General features: G+C 46.5%; 14 protein-coding genes. 9 read left to right on the forward strand and 5 right to left on the reverse strand.

Annotation, left to right across the window (positions count from 1 at the left end):
* Nucleotides 1-444: 444 nt before the first annotated feature.
* The 3 genes from RID09_RS20805 to RID09_RS20815 all read left to right on the forward strand — a co-directional run bounded on the left by RID09_RS20805 (nucleotide 445) and on the right by RID09_RS20815 (nucleotide 3,335).
* Nucleotides 445-675, forward strand: coding sequence for a hypothetical protein (locus RID09_RS20805; protein ID WP_446337826.1), 231 nt, complete (start codon nucleotides 445-447; stop codon nucleotides 673-675).
* A gap of 300 nt (nucleotides 676-975) precedes the next feature.
* Nucleotides 976-2,247, forward strand: coding sequence for a SufS family cysteine desulfurase (locus tag RID09_RS20810; protein ID WP_446337827.1), 1,272 nt, complete (start codon nucleotides 976-978; stop codon nucleotides 2,245-2,247).
* 707 nt (nucleotides 2,248-2,954) lie between these two features.
* Entirely contained in the window at nucleotides 2,955-3,335 is a 381-nt protein-coding gene (locus RID09_RS20815) for an endonuclease domain-containing protein (RefSeq protein WP_446337828.1), read from the forward strand.
* Here the strand turns inward: RID09_RS20815 and RID09_RS20820 are convergent.
* On the reverse strand, nucleotides 3,273-3,434 hold the full coding sequence (locus RID09_RS20820) for a DUF4058 family protein (RefSeq protein ID WP_446337829.1): 162 nt from the start codon (nucleotides 3,432-3,434) through the stop codon (nucleotides 3,273-3,275). The two genes, RID09_RS20815 and RID09_RS20820, sit on opposite strands and share 63 nt — an antisense overlap.
* A 96-nt stretch (nucleotides 3,435-3,530) precedes the next feature.
* On the opposite strand from RID09_RS20820, the gene RID09_RS20825 reads away from it, so the two are divergent.
* Together RID09_RS20825 and RID09_RS20830 are read left to right on the forward strand one after the other, a co-directional pair.
* Entirely contained in the window at nucleotides 3,531-4,274 is a 744-nt protein-coding gene (locus tag RID09_RS20825) for a pyridoxine 5'-phosphate synthase (protein WP_446337830.1), read from the forward strand.
* A 129-nt stretch (nucleotides 4,275-4,403) separates the two neighbouring features.
* A complete protein-coding gene (locus RID09_RS20830) occupies nucleotides 4,404-4,733 on the forward strand; it encodes an MgPME-cyclase complex family protein (protein ID WP_446337831.1) in 330 nt (109 codons plus the stop codon).
* A 26-nt stretch (nucleotides 4,734-4,759) separates the two neighbouring features.
* Here RID09_RS20830 and RID09_RS20835 read toward each other — a convergent pair whose 3' ends face one another.
* The 4 genes from RID09_RS20835 to RID09_RS20850 all read right to left on the reverse strand — a co-directional run bounded on the left by RID09_RS20835 (nucleotide 4,760) and on the right by RID09_RS20850 (nucleotide 8,439).
* Nucleotides 4,760-5,221: a divergent PAP2 family protein gene (locus tag RID09_RS20835; protein WP_446337832.1), complete on the reverse strand. Its 462-nt coding sequence runs from the start codon at nucleotides 5,219-5,221 to the stop codon at nucleotides 4,760-4,762.
* Between the two features lie 132 nt (nucleotides 5,222-5,353).
* Complete coding sequence (gene crtE / locus RID09_RS20840) at nucleotides 5,354-6,283, reverse strand: geranylgeranyl diphosphate synthase CrtE (RefSeq protein ID WP_446337833.1); 930 nt, start codon at nucleotides 6,281-6,283, stop codon at nucleotides 5,354-5,356.
* Between the two features lie 58 nt (nucleotides 6,284-6,341).
* On the reverse strand, nucleotides 6,342-7,217 hold the full coding sequence (gene folD / locus RID09_RS20845; protein WP_446337834.1) for a bifunctional methylenetetrahydrofolate dehydrogenase/methenyltetrahydrofolate cyclohydrolase FolD: 876 nt from the start codon (nucleotides 7,215-7,217) through the stop codon (nucleotides 6,342-6,344).
* Nucleotides 7,218-7,272: 55 nt separating this feature from the next.
* Nucleotides 7,273-8,439, reverse strand: a complete 1,167-nt coding sequence (locus tag RID09_RS20850) for an RRXRR domain-containing protein (RefSeq protein ID WP_446337835.1) — start codon at nucleotides 8,437-8,439, stop codon at nucleotides 7,273-7,275.
* 833 nt (nucleotides 8,440-9,272) lie between these two features.
* Between RID09_RS20850 and RID09_RS20855 the strand changes: the two genes are divergently transcribed.
* The 4 genes from RID09_RS20855 to RID09_RS20870 all read left to right on the forward strand — a co-directional run bounded on the left by RID09_RS20855 (nucleotide 9,273) and on the right by RID09_RS20870 (nucleotide 11,884).
* Nucleotides 9,273-9,668: a hypothetical protein gene (locus RID09_RS20855; protein WP_446337836.1), complete on the forward strand. Its 396-nt coding sequence runs from the start codon at nucleotides 9,273-9,275 to the stop codon at nucleotides 9,666-9,668.
* Between the two features lie 31 nt (nucleotides 9,669-9,699).
* Nucleotides 9,700-10,137 carry an NUDIX hydrolase gene (locus tag RID09_RS20860; protein ID WP_446337837.1) on the forward strand — a complete coding sequence of 146 codons (438 nt, stop codon included), beginning with the start codon at nucleotides 9,700-9,702 and terminating at the stop codon, nucleotides 10,135-10,137.
* The gene (locus RID09_RS20865) at nucleotides 10,134-11,018 is read left to right on the forward strand and encodes an ABC transporter permease (protein WP_446337838.1); all 885 of its coding nucleotides are present in this window, start codon (nucleotides 10,134-10,136) and stop codon (nucleotides 11,016-11,018) included. Before RID09_RS20860 ends, RID09_RS20865 begins: the two co-directional genes overlap by 4 nt.
* A 227-nt stretch (nucleotides 11,019-11,245) precedes the next feature.
* The gene (locus RID09_RS20870; RefSeq protein WP_446337839.1) at nucleotides 11,246-11,884 is read left to right on the forward strand and encodes a hypothetical protein; all 639 of its coding nucleotides are present in this window, start codon (nucleotides 11,246-11,248) and stop codon (nucleotides 11,882-11,884) included.
* Nucleotides 11,885-12,068 lie beyond the last annotated feature (184 nt).

Consider the following 12,068-nt stretch of genomic DNA (forward strand, 5'->3'; position numbering starts at 1 on the left):
AACTTTACCCCAGAAATGGGTGAAAACCGGAGGGGCAACCATACCCCTCCACCCCGAAAGGGGTATGCTTCTTAAACCGCTACCGCGTGTTCCTCCCTGGTCTAAAGACACAGGGTTTCCCACAACGAAGGATTTTTATGAATGTCACTGACTTAAAGCCCTGACACCCGCCCGGAGTTCAAACTCCGGGCTAAAAGCTCAAGTCCACTAAAGTGGACTAAAACTTTTAATCCGAATGGTACTAACTTAAAGCTGATATATAGTGCCTAACCTACGGTATAGCAAGAGTTCCGGCGATTCCAAAAGGCTTAAGTCAGTGCCATTATTCTTGGTCTAGTCAGCTAAAGCTGACTTTCGCTTGGGTTCCTTGGGTTTAAACCCAAGGCTAACTACTCATTCTCAGGATAGACGAGAAACTAACTTCCCCTGGATAGCCTATAGGCATTGAGTGCTAGAGATGAACTGATGAAAACTCCTAAATCCTCCGATACTAGACCGACTGACTTAGAAACACCCGGCGATATTGAGCAGCCGTATGCATCGGGTGAAAAATCCAACCAAGCTTCTACCAATACCGCTAATAATCAGACGGATGCCGACATTTTACGAGAGCAGGCTATCTCGGATGCACAAGCAAGAGATGACTTGCAAGCGAAGCAAGAAGATATGGAATGAAAAGCTAAATAGGGCTTGCTGAAAAACTCAGAAACCTTGAAAAGTAAACGTTCTCAGGACACTCAAAGGTTTATCAAGTGTCAGAAATAAGCTGGGATACGATAAAAACGAATGCACTTGTTGAACTGAGACAGTAGAATTGAGGGGTTGAAGTCACGGGAAAATCCTTCTCTGTTCAATCACCAATGGCAATTCTGAGAAAATGATACTTAATTTATCATTTTTTTTATTGGATTTCATGCCATTCAAGATGAAAATTGATCTAGAACAATATACAGACAATTTTCAATCTGGATTCCTATGATACTTACAACAGAACAACAGCTTGCCGCCAAAGTTCGGGCTGACTTCCCGATTTTGCAAGATAAAATTAACGGTAAACCTTTAGTTTACCTCGATAATGCCTCAACCTCCCAAAAACCTTTACAAGTTCTTAAGACTTGGCAGAACTACTATGAGCATACTAACGCCAATGCTCACCGAGGCATTCATACCCTAAGTTCCAACGCTACCGAAGCCTACGAAAACGCGCGGCAAAAAATTGCCACATTTATTAATGCCACATCTGCCCAAGAAATCATCTATACGCGCAACGCCACAGAAGGAATTAATATAGTCGCATCCACTTGGGGAGGAAAAAACTTACAGCCTGGAGATGAAATCATTCTCTCGGTGATGGAACACCACAGCAATCTGATCCCGTGGCAACAGATTGCCCAACGCACAGGTGCTGTGTTAAAGTTTGTCGAATTGACCGATACCCAAGAATTTAACTTAGAGCAGTTTAAAACTCTACTCTCCAATCGAACGAAACTGGTATCCATTGTTCATGTTTCTAACACCTTGGGATGTATCAACCCAATCCAAGACATTACCGCACTGGCGCATCACTATGGCGCAAAAGTATTAATTGATGCTTGTCAAAGTACACCCCACCTAAAACTTGACGTACAAGCCATTGATTGCGATTGGTTAGCGGCGTCGGGACACAAAATGTGCGCTCCCACAGGGATTGGTTTCCTGTATGGGAAATTAGAGGTTCTCAGAGAAATGCCGCCATTTTTAGGGGGAGGGAAGATGATAACCGAGGTTTTTTTAGATCATGCCACCTACGCCGATATCCCCTACCGTTTTGAAGCCGGAACTCCCGCCACTGGCGAAGCGATCGCGCTGGGTGCAGCCGTGGATTATCTCACCGCTATTGGTATGGACAAAATCGAGGCGTATGAACATGAACTGACTACCTATTTGTTTGAGCAATTAAACACCATTCCCAGTCTGACAATTTATGGTCCTAAACCAAAAGCTGATGGGAGTGGTAGAGCCGCTTTAGCCTCATTTACCTGCGGAACGATTAACCCTTATCAGTTAGCTCAAGTGTTGGATAAAACGGGCATTGCGATTCGGGCGGGTCAATATTGTACTCAACCCTTGCACCGGATTTTAGGGGTTCCTTGCACGGCTCGCGTGAGTCCCTATTTCTATAATACCCGCGAGGAGATTGATACATTTATTTGTGCGTTGAAAGAGGCGATTCCCTTTGTGATAGCGCTTCAATGTCAGGCAAGATAAAGAATAAATCATCGGGTTATCGCCATTTGTCCCAATTGCAGCCGTTCTGAATAATTGAGGATTTTTTTGCCACGTTCAGGTGGAGAATGGTTTAATTTTAATAAAATTATGGGACAGATTAGGTGCAAAGATGCCGGGTCTTCCGTAGTTGGTGTGCTAAATTGTTAGTTTGAGTTGCTAAAATATTGGACAGCAATAGCTTTAGCCATTTATCGCCGAATTTCATTTTTTTTGAGGATCTTAGGCGCTACAGTCTTTATGGTGATTGCTTTTGAGATATTAAAACTGGTAGTTTAGCACACTAAGTACGGAAGACCCATCATGATTGGCTGCGAGATTATCAACCTGTCACGTTAAAGGCGCAAACGAGGCTAACTCAGGGAATCACTCCAGCATTAGCTGGGGTAGTTGAGGATTGTTCGGTGTTTCAGATGAAAAAATTTGTGGTGTTACAAACAACTTGTATAAGTCAATTCTAGGGGCGGGTTTAGCCACTAAAACAAGCTTGTTACCAACAGATTGGCGTTTCATGAACCTTTAGTGAGGCAATATACAGGTTTGGCTGTGGGTTGATTCAAAGTTCATTGGGGAGTAGTTTAGAAAAATAGACCTTTTTACCCCCCCTAGCCCCCCCTTGCTAAGGGGGGGAACTGAAAAAACAGAAACCTTTGCTCAGAGGGGAACTGAAAAAACAGACACAATCAACTATGACTAAACTTTACAACAGAACCTCTGAGAAGGAAAAACGACAAGTATTACGCCAGAATATGACTTCTGCAGAAAAACGTCTGTGGTCGCATCTAAAAGGGAAGCAGATAGAAGGCTGTAAGTTTCGGCGACAGTACAGTGTTGCTCAGTTTGTCATTGATTTTTACAGTCCAGAAATTAAATTAGCAATCGAAGTAGATGGAGATAGTCATTTTCAAGCAGGAGTACCAGAATACGACAAAGAAAGACAACAGTTTATCGAGTCAACTAGAATTAGTTTTCTGCGATTTACTAATGATGATGTACAGAGCAACCTATCAAGTGGGTGTGAAGTTATTAGACATAAAATTATGGACTTGAGACAAGAACAAAATATTTAGCCCCCCCTTAGCAAGGAGGGGTTGGGGGGGTATAAATGTATCACTCCAAAACTCTGGATGCTCTAGATAGGGATTCATCCTTGGAAATAGGGAAGGCATAAGTAGACTAGGGCGGGCATCGTTTTGATAGTTTTATGATACTTTCAGATATAATCAAAGGTTGACAGTAAAACGGTTTCAGGAGAAAAAACGTAAGTGCTAACCCTTGGCGTCAACATTGATCACATCGCCACCATTCGACAAGCACGGCGCACAGTAGAACCCGATCCGGTGGCGGCGGCGGTGTTAGCCGAATTAGCGGGTGCTGATGGGATTACGGCACACCTGCGGGAAGATCGACGCCATATCCAAGATCGGGATATCCGACTCTTGCGTCAGACGGTGCGAACTCACTTAAATATGGAAATGGCACCGACAGAGGAAATGGTCGCGATCGCACTCGATATTAAACCAGACTATATTACCCTAGTTCCAGAACGGCGGGAGGAAGTCACCACTGAGGGAGGATTAGATATTGCGGGTCAAAAATCCCGTCTCGGTGAAGTAGTGGCTCAGTTGCAAGAGGCAGGAATTCCCGTTAGTCTATTTATCGATGCTGATCCTGCCCAGATCGAAGCCTCGGCAGCCATTAACGCCAAGTTTATCGAACTGCATACGGGATCGTATGCAGAAGCCAAAGACGAAGCCAGTCGCCAAACGCAACTGGAACTCTTAGCCAAAGGATGCCAAGATGCGATCGCGGCTGGGTTGCGTGTGAATGCAGGTCATGGTTTAACCTATTGGAATGTCTACCCAGTAGCTTGTTTACCGGGGATGGAAGAACTTAATATTGGTCATAGCATTATCGCACGAGCCTCACTCGTTGGATTAGAACGAGCCGTTCGGGAAATGAAACAAGCCATGCTGAGAAAAGATGAGGTTAAAACCATGCCCAACTAGCGAAGTGAAGGGTCAAACCTCTATCAATTGATCGGGGCGGGCGCGAGTTACATCTGGGTCAAAAAGAGATGATAGTCGTGAAACCCACCCCTACACAATCAAAACGTTCCCAATCACCCAGTTAAAACCATGCAAACCTATTACTATCTAGTCGCCAGTCAACGCTTCTTACTTGAAGAAGAACCCTTTGAAGAAGTTCTTAGAGAACGAACAAAAGACTACCAAGATAAAGGAAAAGAGATTGACTTTTGGCTGGTCAAACAACCCGCATTTTTAGAGGCTCCAGAAATGGCGCAAGTCAAACAAGAATGTCCTCAACTTACTGCCGCTATTATTTCAACCAACCCTAAATTTATTACCTGGTTAAAGCTGCGCTTAGAATTCGTCAAAACCGGAGAATTTCAAGCCCCATCGGATACAATTCCTGACCCGATCGCGTCCTTAGCTTCTGTATCATAAACGAGGTTTCTCGTCAAACCCCACCCCTAAAAACAATAAGCTGGGGCAGCTAACCAAGAAATAAGTACACCTAAGATTGAACCCACAATCACTTGAAACGGGGTATGCCCCAGCAATTCCTTGAGGCGATCCTCATTAAACTGTTTGCCTTCTTGAAATAACTCATCAATAATTTGATTAAGGATACGAGCTTGCTTACCTGCGGCTTGTCGAACCCCTGCGGCATCGTACATAACAATGATTGCAAAAATCGTCGCGATCGCAAAATCAGGAGATGCCCATCCTATTGTTTGTCCCACACCCGCAGCTAGGGCGGTAACTAGGGCTGAATGAGCGCTAGGCATCCCCCCAGTCGTCACTAGAGTGCGGAGATTAAATTTCCGATCTTTTGTTAACTCGACCAGTAGCTTCAGGAGTTGAGCCACTAAACAAGCAATCAGCGCAACCAGTAGTACCTGGTTGTTTAGGATATTGCTAAAATCCTGCATCGTGTTTCAGTTAAAATGGGTTGTTGATCAACGGATGTTTAAGCAGTCACAAATTACAAGGAGTTGCTCTTGAATTCCCTGTTCCCTGTTCCCTGTTCCCTGTTCCCTTATTCCTTATTCCCCGACAAAAAACTAATAAGTTCGTGCGGTAATAAAATCAGCCAGAGCAATTAAGGGTTGAGAACGCTCACCAAATGGTTCAAGTTGGGCAATAGCCTCTTCAATCAACTCTTGAGCTTTAGCTTTAGAAGCCTCTAGTCCCCAGAGGCTAGGATAGGTTGCTTTCTGCGCTTGCAGGTCTTTCCCAGCAGTTTTGCCTAATTCCTCCTGAGTTGCGGTGATGTCCAGGATATCATCAATAATTTGAAACGCTAAACCAATATTTTGAGCATAGCGAGACAGGCGTTCTATATCCGCATCGGTTGCACCCGCCAAAATTCCGCCACAGACGACGCAGCTTTCCAGCAACGCTCCGGTTTTATGGGTATGAATGTAATGAAGGGTTTCCTCTTGAATATCCGATTTTCCCTCGGATTCCAAGTCAACCACTTGACCCCCAACCAATCCAGCCGCACCTACGGTTTGACCTAGACGAGCAATTACCTGCAACACCTGCTTGGCTGGAACTCCCTGAGTTTGAGCGGCAACATATTCAAAGGCATACGCCAGCAAACCATCACCAGCCAAAATCGCCATATCCTCACCGTAAACCTTATGGTTGGTGAGTTTACCCCGACGGTAGTCGTCGTTATCCATAGCGGGAAGGTCATCATGGATTAACGACATCGTGTGGAGCATTTCCAGGGCGCAGGCGGTTGGCATTGCCATTTCAATCGTGCCACCCATCAGTTCACAGGTTGCCAGACAAAGAATCGGACGTAGTCGTTTCCCCCCAGCTAAGAGAGAATAGCGCATTGCCTCATAAATCTTTTCCGGATAACCTAGGGGTAAAGAACGGTCTAAAGCAACCTCAACTAGAGCTTGCCGCTCTTTGAGATAGGTTGATAAATCAAAGGCTGGGGGTTCCCCATTGGGGGCAGGTCGCCCATCTGTTGCTACCATGCCATCATTCCTTAAATCGTCTTTTCACTGTCTTAACAATTCTACGAGCCTAGGGGCGTTATGAGTTAGCCCTGGTATAGCTGAAAACAGTATTTTGCAATAACATCGTCACCGTCATCGGTCCAACGCCACCAGGAACCGGGGTGATAAATTGGGTCATATCCCGAATGGCATCAAAATCCACATCACCCACCAACCGGGATTTTCCCTGAGTATCGGTGACGCGATTGATACCCACATCAATCACAATGGCATTTGGTTTAACCTGATCCGCCGTAATTAGATTAGGGCGTCCGACTGCAGCAATCAAGATATCCGCCTGACGGGTCAGTTCAGCCAAATTTTGCGTGCGCGAATGGGCGATGGTTACTGTAGCATCCGCTTCGAGTAACATGAGTGCGATGGGTTTACCGACCAAAATACTTCGCCCCACGACAACAGCATTTTTCCCTTTCACATCAATCTGGTACTCCCGCAACAGGCGCATCACTCCCGCTGGGGTGCAGCTTCGCAGTCCAGTTTCACCTCGCAGCAGACGCCCTAGATTTAGGGGATGCAGTCCATCGACATCTTTATCAGGATTAATTTGATGCAGTAAATAGACGCTATTTAGATTTTCGGGTAAAGGAAGTTGCAGGAGGATACCATCGACGTTTGGGTCTTGATTGAGACGGTGAATGGCTTGCTCGACCTCGGCTTGAGAGACATCAGCCGGAAAATGTTGCCCAAAGGAGGCAATTCCCACTTTGGCACAGGCGCGTTCCTTATTCCGCACGTAGGTAGCGCTAGCCTGGTCATCGCCGACCATTAGCACCGCTAATCCAGGTGGGCGTCCATAGGTTGATTTGAGCCGTTCTACTTCCGCTTTGAGCTGATCTTGAATACGTTGAGCCAGGGCTTTGCCATCCAGTAACTGAGGGTAAACAGATTTCATCGCTTTACCTCGTGAGACTCCGGCTTCAGCGAAGCAAGCCGGAGAGGGATAGAGGTCAAACCGAACCGCTCGACGCGGCGAGGTTTGACAATCCAGTTGTAGGCACGACGATTAACCCCGTGCTTCGCTGCAACAACTGGACTTTTTTAGCACTAAATTGTCCTAGTCGTTTCCAGTTAACATCGCTAACTGAAACCTGCTTTTTGGTGTCTCCAGAACACCAACCGATGTAAGTTTTTCCGGCTTTTTCGGCTATAACCTTATCGCCCTTTCTGAACCCATGGCGGGTAACTGTGCCGCCATACTTGCGCCGTTTGCCTCCCCTGGACGGAACACACAGGTGTAACTGTCTACGGCTGATTGGCGGTCTGCGGACTATTGCAAAGGGTGCAGGTGTGATCTGAACATTGCCACACCATCCGCCATGCTTGGCATTGTCTGAGTGCCATTCCTGCCATCGGATGAACTCAAACGCCGCCAAGGTAACACCATCAACAGCATGGGTTACTGGTGTCTGATTAGCCTTGTTTTTCTTATCCTTAGCTAACCCTAGCCACTGTCTAAGCTGGCTAGTTCCATGACCATCCCTTTGCCATCCTTGGTGAGTCGTGACGGGGGCTAGTTCAGACAGCCAAGTCAGCATTTGCCTTTGTCCTATCATGACTGGAGAGAACCCAACGCCAGACCGAGCCGACTTGCGACCACTGGTTCTGTCCACATCAGCCATGACTAACTCATAGTGAATGGCACTAATGGGGAACAGCTTAAACAACTCCTTGAGTACCCGTAACTCTAGCTGCTTGTTGGCTCGAATAGAGGGGGGTAGCTTTTTTTGTTTGCGGTTATCAAACCTTTTTTGGCGGTGGCATCGTTCAGAGTAAGGTAGCTTCCGGTTAATCCGTCTACCGCGTCTAGCTCGACGCATGACGCGCCGCAACTCCATCCGTTCTTTAACTGTCTTAAACGGTAAGACTAAATGCCCCATCCAAAGGGTAAAGGAACCCGACTGAACCCCGATTCCGGAATAATGCTTGCCAGGATCTATACCCACGGCTATAGGTTGAACATTCTCTTGTGCGTCAAAGGTTAACTGAATGGCAAAGCATTCTAAGTCGTTATGTACCACCTTGGCTTTACCCTCCTTTAGCCAACGTCTAGTGCGGCTAGGCTTGGTGGGCATTAAAGGCTTACCCGACTTTGATAAAACTGGTACTCGTAACATGGTGATAAACCTCACGAGTGAAAGTGTTTAGTCCCTTCCCGCATCTAAACCAAGATGTCCTGTACAGACGCCCCGGCTGGGCGTCTCTACGGCGACTTGACAAAAAGTCTTAGAGTGATCCGGACTAGGGAAGTATCCGGAAGTCTGTACCAGGTTTAGACTCGATGCGGATATTCAACGCTTACGTTGCCAGATTTGTCTCTAGCAATCCCTAACAGAGCAGCGATAGCTAGGTTAGGGTTGTTGAATAATATTTCGCGGCTGGATACCTCTCTCTGCCATACCAATAAGCATGGACGAAGACGAAAGCCACGCCTCCTAAGTAAGTGAACTGATTCAAAAGTGGTGGGTAGAAAGAGGTGCAGTTTCTACCCAATTGCCCAATGGTTTTTGGGCGTCTTCCCCGCACGGAGTAACGTTAGCTTCGCCAAAGTTATGTCTCGGTACTTTCTCCACCACACTGGCTTTTCCCTATGACCTGTTTAATGGTGGGGTTCTAGAGCAGGGAACTAGCTACGCATTCCCTGGTAGGAACTTTAACACTTGGACATAACGTAGTTCTGTGAGAACCTAGGCTGGTCAACATAAACTTTTTCAAGCTTCGTCTATAGCTAGACTATAGGCGGGGTAGTTGACGGGCAGGTTAACAGACATCTAAGGACTTTGATTATTGTACGGGCAGTGGTGCCACTGCTCAGTATTCAATTCTCAACTATCTAAGCTATAACCGGGATGTAAACCGTTTAGCGTGGGGAACAGTTACGGCAATGTCTGCTCAAAACGACCATCGCTCACGTCTTTGCTCGTCAATTCCAATCCGCCAAAGGTCAACTATGTTTTATCTCCTGCCAATGTGCGTTTTACTGTTTGGGGGAGGACTGGTGAGTTGTAGCAATGTCCCCCTGCTGGGTACTCCGAATGGTATGGGTAACGCTCATACCGTAGATCTCACAGCGATTGGTGAGATCCAATCTGCTCAGAATGCCAATACGGTGCTTTATCTTCAAGGTCAAGTCATCGCCCAAGCCCCTTTTTTAAACTCCGGGGCTTATCAACTTCAGGATACCACGGGTAAAATTTGGGTCGTGAGCAATCAAGAACTTCCCAATGTGGGTGACCAGCTTTTAATTGGGGGACAGATACAATTTCAAAGTATTCCCATTGGTGGACAGGAAATGGGTGAAGTCTATCTTCAGGAAACAGAACAGCTCGAGCGGAAGGCTGAATAATTTTGTCATTCGTTATTTGTTATTGGTAAGAATGAAGAGCCAATCTATTGAAGTCGCGATCGCGATTCTCTACCGTTCGGGACGGTTTCTCATGCAGCTTAGGAACGACATCCCTGGCATTCTTTATCCGGGGTGCTGGGGATTTTTTGGCGGTCATATTGAGCCAGGAGAAACTCCAGAGGTGGCGATGCGCCGAGAATTACTCGAAGAAATTTCCTATACTCCTCCCCAATTGGCAAAGTTTGATTGCTATAATGATTCCCACGTTATTCGTCATATATTCCATGCCCCTTTAACGGTGGAATTGAATCAATTGGTATTACAAGAAGGCTGGGATCTGGGTTTATTGACGCCCGAAGACATTAAGACAGGTCAGGCTTATTCGGAAATAGCGGGTCAGGTGCGTCCCCTGGGGCAACCTCACCAGACAATTTTATTAGATTTTTTGGCGAGGAAACCTTACCAATGACCCTGACGCGACTGCGATTGCCTCATCTTTTACGTTTTAGCCAATATGCCAGCCTGTCAATGAAACTCATGGCGGTGGGAGTGGTGATTACCTCTGTTTTTATCCTCATCGCTATTTTCGCTCCTGCCTTTCAAGCATGGGGATGGCTACAAGATCCCACCGCATCCCTGATCAACCCCATCCACGAACCCCCTGGTAGCGAACATTGGTTCGGTACTACACGCCAAGGTTATGATGTCTTCTCCCGCACCGTATTTGGTTCCCAAGCGGCGTTAAAGGTGGTGATTCTGGCAACCAGCTTGAGTTTAATCATTGGTGTTCCTTTGGGGTTAGTTAGTGGATATCTAGGCGGCAGATTAGATCGGGTGTTGCTGTTTTTGATGGATACGATCTATACCTTGCCCGGATTGCTGCTATCCATTACCCTAGCCTTTGTCGTGGGGCGAGGCGTTTTCAATGCCGCGATCGCACTGAGTATTTCTTACGTTCCCCAATATTATCGCGTTGTCCGTAACCATACCGCCAGCGTCAAAACTGAATTATTTATCGAAGCCGCGCAAGCCATGGGTGCTTCCCCTAGGCGGGTTCTCTCCCGTTACCTATTTCTCAATGTAATTCAAAGCGTCCCGGTTTTATTTACCCTCAACGCCGCCGACGCTATTTTAATCTTAGGTGGACTGGGATTCTTGGGACTGGGACTACCGGAAGAAACTCCAGAATGGGGACATGATTTGCGTCAAGCGCTGGATGCTTTACCCACAGGCATTTGGTGGACAGCTTTATTCCCCGGTTTAGCGATGACATCCATGGTTATTGGCTTATCGTTATTGGGAGAAGGGTTAACGGAGATTATCAACCCCCGTTGGCAAGAGGGAAGATAAGGGTGCTGGGGTGCAGGGGTACAGGGGTACAGGGGTAAATTCGTAGGGGCGAAGCATTCGCGCCCAAATCTATCGGTTTTCTGCCAACATTTCAACGCGAATGCTTCGCCCAATCCCCAACCCCCAATTACCTGTTCCCCAATTCCAAAGGAACCGGAAGTCATCTTACTCTCGTCGAATAATCAAGACATAGCTTTACAAGCTGGGTATTTGACCAGCCGATTTGTATGAAATTTAGCCAAAACCAGTCTATACGTTTCGCCGTCATTGGCGGGTTATTACTCATTCCCGTTGCTAGTGCAGGGTTCTGGTGGACAGGTTCATATCAAGTCCGGTTAATTAACCATAATAACGATACTGTCACAGCAAGGGGTTGGGGCTTTTTTAGTATGGGTGATTTGGCGGACGAAATATCAGTCGCCCAACTGCCTAAACAAGGAAATGTATCTCAAGATAGTCCATTCCTCTCTCCGATTCATCCCGATGAACCCGTTGACGATACCCTCAACGAACGCTTTTCTCTCTCAAATTCCCTAGAACGAATTCAACAAATTAAGAACGCCCTGTCCAGCTTTCGGCAGTTAACCGAAACCAGCCAACCCATTTTAGGCGGGAGCAAAATTGCGGAAATTGGTCATACCGACTGGGAAACGCAGCACCTGGGCTTTCCCAATTGGGTGGATTCTGTAGAAGGTACGCTTAAAAAACAAGCGTATCAGATTGCTAAACTCGAATTTGAACTTGCCCAAGAACAATACCAATATGGTGAAATTTCTCAAGCTGTTTTAAGTCAGAAAGAAGCCAATTATCGCCGCGCCGAACAAGACTTCCAAGAGTTTTGGAATTCATTGAATATTGCCGATTAAGGTGGTTTAAAATTTAGACTTTTCCCTGTTCCCTATTCCCTGACGTAAGGATTCAGGGGTCGTGGAAATCCGATGAAGGGGGAAGGCTTCGCCTCGTTTTGGCTATGAGTCGAGTACAGCAGTTTGGCAGAGGCGAAGGCTTGCCCCTTTTGCTCCGGCACGGAGAGAACTAACTGAGTGGGGA

Origin of the sequence: Coleofasciculus sp. G1-WW12-02, assembly GCF_040219735.1 — a bacterium.
GTDB lineage: Bacteria > Cyanobacteriota > Cyanobacteriia > Cyanobacteriales > Coleofasciculaceae > Coleofasciculus.